Origin of the sequence: Wenjunlia tyrosinilytica (assembly GCF_014646055.1) — a bacterium.
Lineage (GTDB): Bacteria > Actinomycetota > Actinomycetes > Streptomycetales > Streptomycetaceae > Wenjunlia > Wenjunlia tyrosinilytica.
On record NZ_BMMS01000016.1, the window covers coordinates 1 to 15,237 of the forward strand.

The following is a 15,237-nucleotide window of genomic DNA, read 5'->3' on the forward strand; positions in this document are numbered from 1 at the left end:
CGTCAGCTCCACCACGCCCAGATTCGGCCCCAGGTGACCACCCGTCCGCGACACCGCCTCGACCAGGAACACCCGGATCTCCCGGGCAAGCTCCTCCAACTGCTCGGGGGTGAGCCGGTCGAGATCGCGCGGTTCACGAATACGGGTCAGCAGCGCCACCCGTGCCTCCTTCTTCGAGCTTCCCGGGACGTCGTCGCCCCCTGTCGAGCAGTTCCGGCCGTGGCCGGTCCGACGAGTCTAATGTTCCGTGCCCGAAACAGCCGGGTCAGGCGTGTCCCGTGTGAGTGAGCGCACGCCGGTGCCCGGCGCGGGAGGCGGTCCTCCCGGCCGGGCACCGGTGTGGCACGCGCGGGGCGCGCGAGGGGTCGTCAGGCGCGTCCGGACACCTTCTGGGTACGGCGGGAGATCGAGTCGATCACGGCCGCGGCCAGCAGCACCGCACCGGTGATCATGAAGTTGACCGCCGCGGCGACACCGAGCAGCGCCATGCCGGAGCTGATCGAGCCGATCACCAGGGAGCCGAGCAGCGCAGACCAGGTGCTCCCGCGTCCACCGAAGAGGCTGGTACCGCCGATGACGGCGGCCGCGATGGCGTTCATCAGCAGGTTGCCCCCACCGGCGCTCTGGTTGGCCGCGGCGATCTGCGAGGCGATGAACAGACCGCCGATGGCGGCCATGCCGCCGGAGATCGCGAAGACCGAGATCCGCACACGGGCGACGTTGATGCCGGAGCGGCTGGCCGCCTCCACACTGCCGCCCAGGGCGAAGATCTTGCGTCCGTAGGGGGTGCGGCGGAGCACGAACTCCAGCAGGACGATCACGGCGAGGAAGATCAGCAGCGCCAGGGGAAGGCCCTTGTACTGGTTGAGGACATAGGCGGCCAGGAAGGTGGGGACGGCCAGCCCCACCGTGCGCAGGACGATCTCGCTCGTCGGGCGGCTGGGGATCGCTGCCCTGGCCCGGCGCCGGTTGTCGGAGAACGCGGTCAGGAAGTACAGCAGGACCGCGGCGGCGGCCAGACCGTAGGCCGCGCCGACATCGGTGAAGTAGTAGCTGGTCAGCTTGGCCACGAAGCCGGAGTCGTCGATGTTGATGGTGCCGCTGGAGCCGAGCACCTGGAGCATCAGGCCGTTCCAGGCGAGCAGACCGGCCAGGGTGACGACGAAGGCGGGCACACCGACTTTGGCGAAGAAGAAGCCCTGGACCACGCCGATCAACGCCCCGGAGCCGATGGCCACCAGGACCGCCTGCCACTCGGGCATGCCCTGGTTGACGTTGAGCACGGCGAAGATGGCGGCGGACAGACCGCTGACCGAGCCGACCGACAGGTCGATCTCGCCGAGCAGCAGCACGAAGACGATGCCCACGGCGATCAGGCCGGTGCCGACGATGTTGATGGAGAGGTTGGACAGGTTCTCCGCGGACAGGAACGCGGAGTCCTTGATCTGGAAGATCGCCCAGATGATGGCCAGCCCCAGCACTACCGGCAGCGAGCCGAGCTCACCGCTGCGGAGCTTGCGCAGGGACTCGGTCAGATACCCCTTGAAGCCCTGCTGGCGGACCAGCAGGCGGGGGTCGACCGGATGCACCGCGTTGGCGGCGGCGGGCGGGGCGTCCACCGCGTGGCGGCCCTGGCCGGACGGTTCCTTGGTCATCTTGGCGCTCACTTCGAAGCCTCCGGGCTGCGGGCCCTGCGACGGGTCACGGCGTTGTCCGTGGCGCCGGTGATGGCCGCGATGATCTCTTCCTGAGAGGTGGACCGGACGTCGAAGAAGCCGTTGTTCCGGCCGAGGCGGAGCACGCCCACCCGGTCGGCGACGGCCTTGACGTCCGCCATGTTGTGGCTGATGAGGATCACGCCGAGGCCGCGCTCGCGCAGCCGCTCGACGAGGTCGAGGACCTGCGCGGTCTGCTCGACACCGAGCGCGGCGGTGGGCTCGTCGAGGATGACGACCTTGGGCTCGCCGAGCAGGGAACGCGCGATGGCGACGGTCTGCCGCTGTCCGCCCGAGAGCGAGGCGATCGGGATGCGCACGCTCGGGATCCTGATGGACAGCGTGTTCAGCAGTTCACGGGAGCGGCGCTCCATCTCGACCTCGTCCAGAACGCCGAAGCGGCGGATCTCCCGGCCGAGGAAGAGGTTCCCGACGACGTCGAGGTTGTCGCACAGAGCGAGGTCCTGGTACACGGTGGCGACGCCGAGGTGCTGGGCGTCGTGGGGCCGGGCGACCTGGACCGGCCGTCCCTCCCACTCGATGACGCCGTCGTCGGCCGGGCCGACGCCCGCGATGACCTTCACCAGGGTGGACTTGCCGGCACCGTTGTCGCCCACCAGGGCGACGACCTCTCCGGCATGGATCTCCAGTTCGACATCGGTGAGCGCCTGTACGGCACCGAACCGCTTGGAGATCCCGCGCAACGCCAGCACGGGCGTAGCGGACACGTTGACCATCTCCTTCGCCGCCTGACCGGCGGGGGATGCCCGCGCGCTCTGGGAGGCGCGGAGGCTATGCAGATGCAGTTGGTGTGAACTTGGTCGACCGTCCGGCGCCCCTCCCCCGGCAGCGGGGTATGAAAGGTGGGGGCGAGGCGCCGGACAGCTTTCAGGGGGGTCCTGCCGCGTACGGCGGCCTGGAGGGCGGCCGGCGCGGCCTACTTCAGACCGATCTTGTCGCAGGCGGACTTGTACTTGGCGGTGCAGATCTCGTCGATCGTGTAGAGACCGTCCTTGACCACAGTGTCCTTGATGTTCTTCTGCGTCAGGGCGATCGGCGCGATGACGACCGCGGGGATGCCCTTGGTCGTGTCGCTGTCGACCGTGTCCTTGGCGACCGTGTCGAGCTTCTGGCCGCGGGCGGCGGCGACGGCCATCTCGGCGGCGGCGTCTGCCTCCGGCTGGTACGGCTTGTAGATGCTCATGTACTGCTCACCGGTGACGATGCGCTGCACACCCGCGAGCTCGGCGTCCTGGCCGGTGACCGGGGGGAGCTTGGAGTAGCCGGCCGCCTTGAGGGCGGTGATGATGCCGCCGGCCATGCCGTCGTTGGCCGAGTAGAAGCCGACGATGTTGTTCTTGCCGAGGGAGGAGATGGCGCCCTTGGCGTTCTTGTTGGCCTCGTCCGGGGCCCAGCCGACGGTGTCGTACTCCTTGCCGATCTTGACCTTGCCGTCGAGCTCGGAGTGCGCGCCGCGCTTGAAGAAGGCGGCGTTGGGGTCGCCCTTGTCGCCGTTCACCATGACGATCTGGCCCTTGGAGGCGTTGGCGCCGAGGGCCTCGAGCAGGGCCTTGCCCTGGACCTTGCCGACCTGCTCGTTGTCGAAGGACGTGTAGCCCTTGATCGGGCCCTGAGCCAGGCGGTCGTACGCGATGACCGGGATGCCCGCGGCGTCGGCCTTCTTCACGGAGCTGGCGATGGACTTGAAGTCCACCGAGTCCAGGATCAGGGCGTTGACCTTCTTGGTGATCATGGTGTCGACCTGCTGCTGCTGGGCCGAGGCGTCCTGCTTGGCGTTGGCGTACAGGACCTTGCAGTCCGGACACAGCGACTTGATCTTCTTCTCGATCAGCGGCCGGTCGAACTTCTCGTAGCGCGCGGTCTGGTTCTCCGGGAGGAGCAGGCCGATGGTCAGCGCCTGGTCCTTCTTGTCGCCGGAACCGTTTCCGGTGTTGCTGCCCGACTCCTTGGCGCTACCACAGGCCGCAAGACCGGCGGCCATGGACACCGCCGCCACAACGAGCGCGGCACGACGCATATGGGTGTTCACGAACGAGGACCTCCCTGACTGGGCCGCTCCGTCGCGGCCGAGGTTGCAGCGAAGTCAACTCCGCCCTCCACCATGGCGTCAAGAAGTAAAAACTTAACGACGCGGAAACGAGCTGATTCGTTATCTACCTGAAGACATCCTCCAGCCACCCTCCCCCGGACGCGAACATCCGCTAGGGGAGCGCCTTCAGGGCACCTTGCCGCCGATGTCCTGATTGTGCCTCGGGAACGGGCTCTCCGGTCGATTCAAGAAGCGTGGAATCGCCCATTTCGCTCAATACCAGAGCCAAAGCACCCAGAACCTCGGCGCGACTGCCCAGCGCTCCGGGCACGACCGAGAGCTGCCGCGCCGCGCTCGGGATGGCGTAACGGGCCACGGACTCCCTGATCGGGGCGAGCACCAGTTCCCCCGCCTCGGCCAGATCGCCGCCCAGGATGACACGCCGGGGATTGAGCAGGTTGCACAGGTTCGCCACCCCCATGCCGATGTGGCGCCCGGCGTCGGAGATGACCCTGCGGCACCCCGGATCGCCTCCGGCGGCCAGCTGCACCACCTTGGGCACGGTCAGGCCGGGGCCGTGGCTCTCCCCCAGCAGGCCCAGCATGTGGCGGGCCGCGGTGAACGTCTCCAGGCAGCCCCGGTTGCCGCAGCGGCACACCGGCCCGGACTCGTCCAGCGTGATGTGCCCTATCTCCCCGGCGGTGCCGCCGGGGCCCCGGTAGATGCGCCCACTGATCACCAGTCCGGCGCCGACACCGCTGGCGACCTTGATGTACGCCAGGTCCTTCAGCCCCCGACCGCTGCCCCACACCAGCTCGCCCAGCGCCCCCAGGTTGGCGTCGTTGTCCACGTGGACGGGCATGCCGAGCCGGTCGGCGAGCTCCTCGCGCGGATTGATACCGCCCCAGCCCGGCAGGATCGCCGTGGAGCCGATGACGCCGGATTCCACGTCGATGGGGCCGGGGACGCCGAGACCGACGCCCAGTACCTTCTCCGGACCGATGCCGCTGTCCTCGATCAGCTGCGCGACCAGCCGTTCCGCCCGGTCGAAGCCCTGTGCGGCCGAGGCGTCCACGTCGATGGGCTCGGCCTGCTCGGCGAGCACCTGGTGGGCGAGGTTGCCTACGGCGACGCGCAGGTGGGAGTGGCCGAAGTCGACCCCCACGACGATGCCGGCATCCCCGCTCAGCGAGACGCTGCGGGCCCTGCGGCCGCCCGACGAGGTCGGCGTGACGTCCACGGTCCCGGTGTCCTTGAGCTCCCGGACGATATTGGAGACCGTGGCCGCGGACAATCCCGTCGAACGGGCGATCTCGGCCTGCGTCAGCGAACCGGACATACGCACCGCGCGCAGCACCCGTTCCAGGTTCGCCCGGTGCAGGGACGACTGCGAGCCCGGAGTCTCCATCACGGTCAACCCACTCCAACCTCATTGGACGAAGCCGCGCCCTTTGAGGCTCCGTCGTCTACAACATGTGAAGTCTAAGCTGAGCCGTCGGAGTGATGTTCCGTCAAGGGGCCAGGGCAATTCACCTCCGAAATGGGGCCCGGAGGATCAGATCGGACATGCAGAATGCGACAAATGAGGCCTATGCCCCATTTGTCGCATTCTGTGGTGTGAAGACTACTTGAGCGTCCCGGCAGTCAGACCCGACTGCACCTGCCGCTGGAAGGACAGATAGACGACGAGCACCGGCACCATGGCGACGGTCATACCGGCGAAGAGCGCCGGGGAGTCACCCGAGTAGCCCTGCTGGAGAGCGAGGTTCACCAGGCCCTGGGCGAGCATCGACCGGTCCGGGTCGCCGCTCTTCTGCTGCTGCATGAGGGTGACCGGGAGGATGTACTGGTTCCACTGGCCCAGCACATTGAAGATGCCGACGCTGATCAGGCCGGGCTTGGCCATCGGCACCATGACCTGGAAGAACGCCCGGGTGTGCGAGCACCCGTCGATCACCGCCGCCTCGTGCACCGCCGTGGGCAGCGTTCTGAAGAACGAGTGCAGGAAGAAGACGGTGAAGGGCAGCGAGTAGGCGACGTAGACCAGGATCAGGCCGATGTAGCTGTTGAGCAGCCCCATGCGGTTGACCATGAAGAACAGCGGCACCAGCGCCAGGTACACCGGGAACATCGCGCCGGCCACGAAGATGTAGTACAGCGCCCGGTTGCCCGGGAACTCGTACCGCGCCAGGACGTACGCGGCCATCGAGCCGAAGAGCATGGTCAGGGTGACCGAGCCGCACAGGACGACGAGGGTGTTGACGAAGAAGTCGCCGATGCCCTTGTCCCAGGCCCGGCTGAACGCGTCGAACGACCAGTGGGACGGCCAGCTCCAGGCGCTTCCGCCGATCTGCTTGTCGGTCTTGAACGAGCTCAGGACGACCCACAGCAGCGGGAAGACGATCATGAGCGCCCAGAGGATGAGGAAGCCGTGCGAGAAGGCGTTCAGAACGCCGCCGCCCTCGGCGAAGCGCTCCTCCTTCCGCGGCTTCCTCGGGCGTGCGCCGACCGGTGTGGACACCTTTCCCACCGGGACGGGGGTGGGCTCCTTGATGGGTGTGGTCATCGTGCGTCCCCGCTCAGAACTCGATGCGCTCGCGCCGGGTGATCCGGAGCGTGATGGCGGACAGGATCAGGGTGAGCAAGAGGATCACAACGCCCATCGCACAGGCGTAGCCGCTCTTGCCGTAGGTCAGGAAGTTGCGCATCAGGTAGGTCGCCATGACCTCGCTGTGGAAGTCGGGGCCGCCGCCGTAGTAGGCGCCCGGGGTCAGCGTCGCCACGAGCGCGAAGACGTCCATGGCGGCGATGGCCAGGTACACCCAGGCGGTCTGGACGCTGTCCCACAGCAGGGGCAGGGTCACCCGGAAGAAGGTCTGGCCGCGGCGGGCGCCGTCGAGCAGCGCCGCCTCGTAGATCTCCTTGGGGATGGACTGCATGGCCGCCGAGAACAGCACCAGGTAGAAGCCGACGCCGGCCCAGATCAGCACGCCGATGATGCACCACAGCACCAGGTCGGGACTGTTCAGCCACTCGATGGGGTGCTGCTTGTCCTCCAGTCCCAGCTTGACCAGGACACCGTTGAACAGTCCGCCCTCGTCACTGCGGTACACGGCCTGGAAGAGCACCGTGAGGATCGCGATGGACAGGACCTGGGGGAAGAAGAAGACGATCTTGTAGATGCCTGCGCCCCGCACTCCCTGGACCGCCCCGGCGCGGCCGCGCCCGCCCACGTTCAGCATGAAGGCGAAGAACAGCGCGAGCAGGATGGTGATCACCGGCAGGAAGACCAGGATCAGCATGTTGTGGACGAGGGCCTTCTTGAACACACTGTCGGAGAACAGCTTGCTGTAATTGTCGAACCCGACGAAGTTCATGGTCTGCGACTGGCCGGACCAGTCGGTCAGGGAGTACCCGAAGGTCTGGATGTACGGCCAGATCACAAAGACCGCGTACAGCACCACTGGGACGAAGAGGAATCCCGCGATGAACGGGTACTTGCGGTGACGCATGGCTCCTGCTCCTGCTCAAGAGGCTGGGGCCCACCGCGGCCGGCGGGTGGGGCCGACCGCGGTGGACCGTGTACTCAGGGCTGCGGTCAGCCCTTCTTGGCCTTCTCGGCTGCGGCCTTGACGCGCTTGAGCCACTCGGCGGGCTTGATGCGCTTCGCCATGAGCTCACCGCTGGCGTTCTGCACGGCGGTGTCGAACTCGCTCGCCGTGTTGGGGTAGTTGTAGTTGAAGGTGTTGGTCCCCGCCGCCTTGAGCACCTCGACGGTGGACTGGGTGCCCGGACGCAGCTTGACGTCCGAGCCGACGCCGTCCTTGAGGACGGTGAGGGAGTTGGCCGCCTGGGCGAACTTGCCCGAGGCCTCCTTGCTCAGCATGATCCGCAGGAACTCCAGGCCGCCGGCCTTGTTCTTGGCCTTCTCCGGGACGATGAACGGCTCACCGGCACCGGCGCGGATGGCCTCGAACGGCAGCTTGGCGCCGTCCAGGGTCGGCACCGGCAGGAACTTCATGTCGAAGTCCTGCGGAGTGGACTTGAGCTGCTCGTTCTCCAGCCAGGAACCCGACGGGATGAACGCGGCCTTGTACTCGTTCCACGCGGTCTGCGACTCGATGTGGGTCATGCCGTTGGTGCCCGGCAGCAGGTAGCCCTTGTCCACGAGCTCGTAGACGGCCTCGATGCTGGACTTGGCGGCGCCTTCGCCCCACACGGTGGGGTCGAGGGAGTCGATGCGCTTGACGTACTCCAGACCACCGGTCTTGGCGATCAGGTCCATCACCAGGATGTTGATGTAGTACGGGTACTTGCCCTGGTGACAGAAGGGCGCGGTGCCGTCCTTCTTGATCTCCTTGCACAGGGCCATGAAGTCCGACCAGGTCTTCGGCGGGGTGTAGCCCTTGTCCTTGAAGAGCTTGCCGGAGTACCACAGGCCCCAGACGGTGTAGACGTAGCTCAGGGAGTACATCTTGCCGTCGAAGGAGCCGGTCTCGATGGTGCCGGGCTGAAGAACGTCCCGGACCTTCTTGCTCGGGTCGTCGATGTACGGCGCGTCGAGCAGGGGGGTGAGGTCGGCGAGCTGCCCGTTCTTGTGCAGAACGTCGAGCTTGATCTGCTTGGCGCCCGAGTCGTCGATGACGTCCGGCGGGCTGCCGGTGTTGAAGCGCGGCTGGAGCTTGCCGGTGATGTCCTGGGTACCGAGGTGGCTGGTCTTGCCCTTGTACTTCTTCTCGTACAGCTTCTCGAACGCCCTGGCGTAGTCATCGCCGTAGCCGCCCTTGAAGATGACCACGTCGAGCCCGGCGCCGTTGGCCACGGCGAAGGGGTTGTCCTTGGTCTTCTTGCCCTTGGCGCTGCTCTCGTTGTCGCCGCCGCCGCTGGCGCACGCGCTCAGAAAGCCGGCCGCGGGGGCTGCGACCAGCCCCACGGCCACTGCCCGCTTGATCAGATCGCGGCGGTTGAAGTCGGATCCCATGCTCAAGTCCTCGCCTTCTCCAGGACTCATGCGGTGCACCGGATTCCGCCGGCCCTACCGCGCTCAGTTGATGCTGGATCATGCTGGCGTCCCCCCCGGGGACACGGAGTCCGGATGGCCTCTGGCCTGTCGGATTCCGGTCGTCCCGGCCACGTTTTCGAGGCCCGCGACGCGGATAGGTATAGTCCACTTGAGATGCAGAAAACAAGGCCAGAGACGGTCGTGCCCCCAGTCTTTCCCGAGTTGAGACCGAAACGCCGCTGGGCCGCACCCCTCGGAAGGGCTGCGGCCCAGCGGCTTTGGAAGGGTGCCGGACGACCGGTTCTCATCGGTCGTCCGGCACCCCGGTCGGCGCTACTTCCGGATGAGCGAACGGAGCACGTACTGCATGATGCCGCCGTTGCGGTAGTAGTCGGCCTCACCGGGCGTGTCGATGCGGACCTTGGCGTCGAAATCCTTGCCGCCGTCCGTGGTGACCTTGACCGTCTGCGGGATGCCGCCGTCGTTGAGGGCGGTCACTCCGCTGATGGAGAAGGTCTCCTCACCGGTCAGACCGAGCGAGGCGGCGGTCTCACCCTCGGGGAACTGCAGCGGCAGGACGCCCATGCCGATGAGGTTCGAGCGGTGGATGCGCTCGTAGCTCTCGGCGATGACGGCCTTGACACCCAGGAGCGCGGTGCCCTTGGCGGCCCAGTCGCGCGAGGAGCCGGAGCCGTACTCCTTGCCCGCCAGGATCACCAGCGGGACGCCGGCGGCCTGGTAGTTCTGCGAGGCGTCGTAGATCGTGGAGACCGGGGCGCCGTCGACGGTGAAGTCGCGGGTGAAGCCGCCCTCGGTGCCCGGGGCGATCTGGTTGCGCAGCCGGATGTTGGCGAAGGTGCCGCGGATCATGACCTCGTGGTTGCCGCGGCGGGAACCGTAGCTGTTGAAGTCGCGGCGGTCGACGCCGTGCTCGGTGAGGTACGTGCCCGCGGGGCTGTCGGCCTTGATCGCGCCGGCCGGGGAGATGTGGTCGGTGGTGACCGAGTCGCCCAGCTTGGCGAGGACGCGGGCGCCCTCGATGTCCGAGACCGGGGTGGTCTGCATGGTCATGCCCTCGAAGTACGGGGGCTTGCGCACGTAGGTGGACTCGGAGTCCCACTCGAATGTGTTGCCGGTCGGGATGGGCAGTGCCTGCCACTGGGCGTCGCCGGCGAAGACGTCGGCGTAGTCGTTGGCGAACATCTCCTGGCCGATGGCGGAGGCGACGACCTCCTCCACCTCCTGCTCCGAGGGCCAGATGTCCGTGAGGAAGACCGGGTGGCCGTCGGTGTCGCTGCCGATGGCCTCGCGGGTGATGTCGATCTTCATCGAGCCCGCGATGGCGTAGGCGACGACCAGCGGCGGGGACGCCAGGTAGTTCATCTTGACGTCGGGGTTGATCCGGCCCTCGAAGTTGCGGTTGCCCGAGAGCACCGAGACGACGGCGAGGTCGTGGTCGTTGACGGCCTTGGAGACCTCGTCCGGGAGCGGGCCGGAGTTGCCGATGCAGGTGGTGCAGCCGTAGCCGACGAGGTTGAAGCCCAGCTTGTCGAGGTACGGGGTGAGCCCGGCGCGGTCGTAGTAGTCCATGACGACCTTGGAGCCCGGGGCCAGGGTGGTCTTGACCCACGGCTTGCGGGACAGGCCCTTCTCCACCGCCTTCTTGGCCAGCAGCGCCGCCGCGACCATGACGTACGGGTTGGAGGTGTTGGTGCAGGAGGTGATGGCGGCGACGGCGACGGCGCCGTGGTCGAGCTCGTACTCCGTGCCGTCGGGGGCCGTGACCTTGACCTTGTGGCTCGGCATGCCGTTGGAGACGGCCGGGGCGTCGGAGGCCGGGAAGGACTCGACGCCCGCCTCGTCGAGGTCGGAGGTCAGGACGTAGTTGCGCACGTCGAGGGCGAACTGCTGCTTGGCGTCGGCGAGGACGATGCGGTCCTGCGGGCGCTTCGGGCCGGCGATCGAGGGGACCACGGTGGACAGGTCCAGCTCGAGCTTCTCGGAGAAGTCCGGCTCGGCGGCCGGGTCGAGCCACAGGCCCTGCTCCTTCGCGTACGCCTCGACCAGCGCGATCTGCTGGTCGGAGCGGCCGGTGAGCCTCAGATAGCTGATCGTCTCGCCGTCGATCGGGAACATCGCGGCGGTGGAGCCGAACTCCGGCGACATATTGCCGATGGTGGCGCGGTTGGCCAGCGGTACGGCGCTGACGCCCTCGCCGTAGAACTCGACGAACTTGCCGACGACGCCGTGCTTGCGCAGCATCTCGGTGATGGTGAGGACGAGGTCGGTGGCGGTGGTGCCGATGGGCAGCTCACCGGTCAGCTTGAAGCCGACGACACGCGGGATGAGCATGGAGACCGGCTGGCCGAGCATCGCGGCCTCGGCCTCGATGCCGCCGACGCCCCAGCCCAGGACACCGAGGCCGTTGACCATGGTGGTGTGCGAGTCGGTGCCGACGAGGGTGTCGGGGTAGGCCTGGCCGCCGCGGACCATGACCGTGCGGGCCAGGTGCTCGATGTTGACCTGGTGGACGATGCCGGTGCCGGGCGGGACGACCTTGAACTCGTCGAAGGCGGTCTGGCCCCAGCGCAGGAACTGGTAGCGCTCCTTGTTGCGGCCGTACTCCAGCTCGACGTTCTGGCCGAACGCCTCCGGGGTGCCGAACCGGTCGGCGATCACCGAGTGGTCGATGACCAGCTCGGCGGGGGCGAGCGGGTTGATGCGCGACGGGTCCCCGCCCAGTTCCTTGACGGCCTCGCGCATGGTGGCGAGGTCCACCACGCACGGTACGCCCGTGAAGTCCTGCATGATCACGCGGGCGGGCGTGAACTGGATCTCCTCGCTCGGCTGGGCACTGGCGTCCCAGGTGGCCAGGGCCCGGATGTGATCGGCGGTGATGTTCGCGCCGTCCTCGGTGCGCAGGAGGTTCTCCAGCAGCACCTTCAGGCTGTAGGGAAGGCGCGCCACGCCCTCGACCTTGTCCAACCGGAAGATCTCGTACGACTCGTCGCCCACACGCAGCGTGCTGCGGGCGTCGAAGCTGTTCGCCGACACGACAGTCTCCTTCATCAATGTGCGCGTACCCGCAACAATCCTGCCGACACAGCCCTGGCGGCCATCAGGTAAGGTAACCCTTACTTGGAGCCCCTCGCCGGGGAGCCGGGCCGGGGTACGCCTCGGCAGATATCTCGATGTCGAGATAACTCTAGTACATCGCCCCGGCGAGGTCATGCCGCGGTGCCGTGATGCGGGAGGGTGCGGGCGTCACTCGACCAGGTCGAGGGCGGCCCGGACGATGTCGTCGGCGTGGACGCCGTGGTGGCGGTGACCTCCTCCAGGGCGCCGGACTGGCCGAAGCGGCTGACGCCCAGCATGGAGACCGGCGCCTTGTTGACCGTGGCGAGGAAGGCCAGGGTGTGCGGGTGCCCGTCCAGAACGGTGACCAGCGCGGTGGCGCGGTCGGCGGGGAAGACCTGGTCGTAGACGACACCGATCGGCAGCAGCGGCTCGCCCCACCGGCTCCAGCAGGGCGAGCCCCGGATCCCCTGACGTGGTGGGAGTCCTCACGGGGGTGGGAGCCCGCGCGTTCGTCTCGACGGCATCGATCATGGCGGACCCCTTCCGGGGGCTGGTGTTCCAGGGGTGAGGGCGTTTCGGGGGGACAGCGTTTCGGGGGTCGTGTCAGGAGGACAGCGTTTCGGAGAAGCGGCGTTCCGGGGAGGCGGCGGGCGGAGGGCGGGGCGGGCCCGCTCAGAAGGCGCCGCTGTAGGCGTTGAGGGCGGGCTGGCCGCCGAGGTGGGCGTAGAGGACATTGGAGTCCTTGGGGATCTCGCCGCCGCGGACGAGGTCGATGAGTCCGGCCATGGACTTGCCCTCGTAGACGGGGTCGATGATCACGCCTTCGAGGCTGCCGGTGAGCCTGATGGCTTCGAGCGTGGACTCGACAGGAACACCGTAGAGGTCGCCGGCCCAGCCCTCCAGCACGGTGATCTCGTCGTCGCGCAGATCCCTGCCGAGGCCGATCAGCTCGGCGGTGCTGCGGGCGATCTTCTCCACCTGGGCGAGGGTCTCGGCGAGCTTGGCGGAGGCGTCGATGCCGATGACCCGGCGAGGGCGGTCCTGGCCCGCGAAGCCGGCGATCATGCCCGCGTGGGTGCTGCCGGTCACGCTGCACACCACGATGGTGTCGAAGAAGACGCCGAGCTCACGCTCCTGCTCCCGCACCTCATAGGCCCAGTTGGCGAAGCCCAGGCCGCCCAGCGGGTGGTCGGAGGCCCCGGCGGGTATCGCGTAGGGGGTGCCTCCGGCCGCCTTCACATCCTCGAGGGCCTGGTGCCAGCTGTCCTTGAAGCCGATCCCGAATCCCGCGCTGTCCAGACGGACGTCCGCGCCCATGATCCGGGAGAGCAGGATGTTGCCGACCTTGTCGTTGACGGAATCGGGCCAGTCCACCCACTTCTCCTGCACCAGGACGGCCTTGAGACCGAGCCTGGCGGCGACGGCCGCCACCTGCCGGGTGTGGTTGGACTGGACACCGCCGATGCTGACCAGGGTGTCGGCGCCCTCGGCCAGGGCGTCGGGGATCAGGTACTCCAGCTTGCGGGTCTTGTTGCCGCCGTAGGCCAGGCCGCTGTTGCAGTCCTCCCGCTTGGCCCAGACGCGGGCGCCGCCGAGGTGGCCGCTGAGCCGGTCGAGGGGATGGACGGGACTGGGGCCGAACAGCAGGGGGAAGCGCTCGAAGTCGGCGAGGGGCATCCAGGGCTCCTTGGGGTGACCGGCGGGAGTGAGCGGCGGGAGTGAGCGGCCCGGCGGGCGGTGGGAGTGACCGGTACGCGGTGGCGCCGCCGGTGGAAGCGGAAGGCGGTGGCCAGGAACGGGAATCAGGGACGGGAAGGGGTACCGGCTCCGGTCTCGTCGGTGGCGGCGTCGTCGTCGTCGAGGGTGTCGAGCAGGGGCACCAGGGTCTGCCAGTTGGCACGGGTGGCGGCGACCGCGCCCTCGACGTCCCCCGCCTCGCACAGAGCGATGATCCTCTCGTGCTGCGCGACCGAGCTCCGACCGCCGAGCGAGGAGAAGCGCAGCCGCTCCACGCGCCGCAGTACCGGGGTGAACTGCTCGAGGACGGTCCGCACCGCCTGGTTGGCACTCGCTGTGACCGGTACGCCGTGGAAGTCGTCGTCGGCGGCGATGGCGGCGTCGACATCGTTGCGGCGCAGGGCGTCGGCGAAGCGCCGGTTGGCCTCGCGCATGGCGTCCAGCTCCGCGGTGGACAGATTGGGCAGTGCCTCACGGACGGCGACCTCGTGCATGGCGGCCGTCACCGACTGGGCGGCGCGCGCGGCGCGGATGTCCAGCGGGCTGACGATGGTGTAGCGGCCGGGCTTGGTGTGCACCAGGCCCGCGTGCTCCAGGCGGGTGAGCGCCTCCCGCACGGGGGTGCGGCTGACGCCCAGCCAGTTCACCAGGTCGGTGTCGTTGAGCCGCTCGCCGGGCGCGAGGGTGCCGTCGACGATCGCGTCGCGGATCGCCCGGTAGGCGTTCTCTCGGAGGAGTGACCTGGAGACGAGCCCTCGGCTCTGCGGAACTGGCATGCAATATATTGCACGCAGCATGACAGTGGCTGTCAAGGGTCGGCTCGGCCAATCCGCGTCAGGACATGCCGCTCGTCCGGGAGCGGGCTCCCGGACGAGCGGTTGAAAGGGTGTTCCGAAGGGGTTCGGCGAAGGCGTCTCAGGCGGGCAGGTTCTTCAACCAGACCGCGACGCCTCCATGGTGGGAGCAGGTGCCCCGGCGGTGGTGGGAGTAGGACAGCGTCCCGTCGTTGCACCGCGCGGACGCCCCGCCGGTGTTGTCCGAGCCGCCGGAGCCCCCCGAACTCGAACCGCCCGAACTCGAACCGCCCGAGACCGAGCCCGAGCCTCCCGAACTCGAACCGCCCGAGCCGGAGCCGGAGCCCACCCCCGAGCGCGCGGTGACGGTCTTCGTCGCGGTCACCTTGACCTTGACGCTCTCGGTGGCCGTCACGGTCACCTCGGGCGCCGGGTCGGGCGAGGCGGTGACGGTCGCGGTGACCGTGGGCGCCGGGCGCGCGGACGCCGCCGCGGGCTTGGTGTCCTTGCCCTGGGACTCCCCCGACGCGCCTATGCCGACCCCCATGAGGAGGGCGAGCAAGGCGGTCAGGGGCAGGAGCACCCGGCGGCGGCCGAAACCGCGTCGGCCACCCGGCGCACCGGGAGTCCCGGGCGGCTGCGGTGGATTGCCCCACTGAGGTCCGGGCGAGTACGGATTGCTCATGATCAGGTCCCCCCTGACGCGAACTGCTGTGCGGCTCCGCCCTGCGCGACTCGGTGTCCACGCGGGATCCCGCTCGCCGTCGCGAACCAAGACGGCCGGACGCTCCGGTGCAGCGGGAGGGCAGCACTGTAGAGCGGGAAGGGACTTGGTTGAAGGCTTTACGACATAAGTCCTCG

General features: G+C 68.2%; 13 protein-coding genes. 1 reads left to right on the forward strand and 12 read right to left on the reverse strand.

The features are described 5' to 3' along the window. From IEY86_RS18910 to acnA, 9 genes are all read right to left on the reverse strand, one after another. A partial coding sequence (locus IEY86_RS18910; protein ID WP_189132932.1) for a 1-deoxy-D-xylulose-5-phosphate synthase N-terminal domain-containing protein occupies positions 1-159 on the reverse strand: 159 nt, incomplete at its 3' end. A 209-nt stretch (positions 160-368) separates the two neighbouring features. Beyond that, entirely contained in the window at positions 369-1,655 is a 1,287-nt protein-coding gene (locus tag IEY86_RS18915) for a sugar ABC transporter permease (protein WP_189133081.1), read from the reverse strand. A gap of 8 nt (positions 1,656-1,663) precedes the next feature. Further along, the gene (locus tag IEY86_RS18920; protein WP_189132933.1) at positions 1,664-2,452 is read right to left on the reverse strand and encodes an ATP-binding cassette domain-containing protein; all 789 of its coding nucleotides are present in this window, start codon (positions 2,450-2,452) and stop codon (positions 1,664-1,666) included. Positions 2,453-2,652: 200 nt separating this feature from the next. Beyond that, positions 2,653-3,765 carry a substrate-binding domain-containing protein gene (locus tag IEY86_RS18925; RefSeq protein ID WP_229698565.1) on the reverse strand — a complete coding sequence of 371 codons (1,113 nt, stop codon included), beginning with the start codon at positions 3,763-3,765 and terminating at the stop codon, positions 2,653-2,655. Between the two features lie 172 nt (positions 3,766-3,937). After that, positions 3,938-5,173, reverse strand: a complete 1,236-nt coding sequence (locus tag IEY86_RS18930) for an ROK family transcriptional regulator (protein ID WP_229698584.1) — start codon at positions 5,171-5,173, stop codon at positions 3,938-3,940. Between the two features lie 216 nt (positions 5,174-5,389). Then, entirely contained in the window at positions 5,390-6,331 is a 942-nt protein-coding gene (locus IEY86_RS18935) for a carbohydrate ABC transporter permease (protein WP_189132934.1), read from the reverse strand. A gap of 13 nt (positions 6,332-6,344) precedes the next feature. Further along, on the reverse strand, positions 6,345-7,277 hold the full coding sequence (locus tag IEY86_RS18940; RefSeq protein ID WP_189132935.1) for a carbohydrate ABC transporter permease: 933 nt from the start codon (positions 7,275-7,277) through the stop codon (positions 6,345-6,347). A gap of 86 nt (positions 7,278-7,363) precedes the next feature. After that, a complete protein-coding gene (gene ngcE, locus IEY86_RS18945; RefSeq protein WP_189132936.1) occupies positions 7,364-8,746 on the reverse strand; it encodes an N-acetylglucosamine/diacetylchitobiose ABC transporter substrate-binding protein in 1,383 nt (460 codons plus the stop codon). Between the two features lie 354 nt (positions 8,747-9,100). Further along, positions 9,101-11,821, reverse strand: coding sequence for an aconitate hydratase AcnA (gene acnA / locus IEY86_RS18950; RefSeq protein ID WP_308425152.1), 2,721 nt, complete (start codon positions 11,819-11,821; stop codon positions 9,101-9,103). Positions 11,822-12,022: 201 nt separating this feature from the next. Between acnA and IEY86_RS18955 the strand changes: the two genes are divergently transcribed. Beyond that, positions 12,023-12,250, forward strand: a complete 228-nt coding sequence (locus IEY86_RS18955; RefSeq protein WP_189132938.1) for a hypothetical protein — start codon at positions 12,023-12,025, stop codon at positions 12,248-12,250. Between the two features lie 267 nt (positions 12,251-12,517). On the opposite strand, the gene IEY86_RS18960 is transcribed toward IEY86_RS18955, so the two are convergent. From IEY86_RS18960 to IEY86_RS18970, 3 genes are all read right to left on the reverse strand, one after another. Next, a complete protein-coding gene (locus IEY86_RS18960; RefSeq protein ID WP_189132939.1) occupies positions 12,518-13,522 on the reverse strand; it encodes a 1-aminocyclopropane-1-carboxylate deaminase in 1,005 nt (334 codons plus the stop codon). 125 nt (positions 13,523-13,647) lie between these two features. Continuing rightward, positions 13,648-14,358 carry a GntR family transcriptional regulator gene (locus tag IEY86_RS18965; RefSeq protein WP_189132940.1) on the reverse strand — a complete coding sequence of 237 codons (711 nt, stop codon included), beginning with the start codon at positions 14,356-14,358 and terminating at the stop codon, positions 13,648-13,650. A 139-nt stretch (positions 14,359-14,497) separates the two neighbouring features. Beyond that, entirely contained in the window at positions 14,498-15,061 is a 564-nt protein-coding gene (locus IEY86_RS18970) for a DUF3761 domain-containing protein (RefSeq protein WP_229698566.1), read from the reverse strand. Positions 15,062-15,237 lie beyond the last annotated feature (176 nt).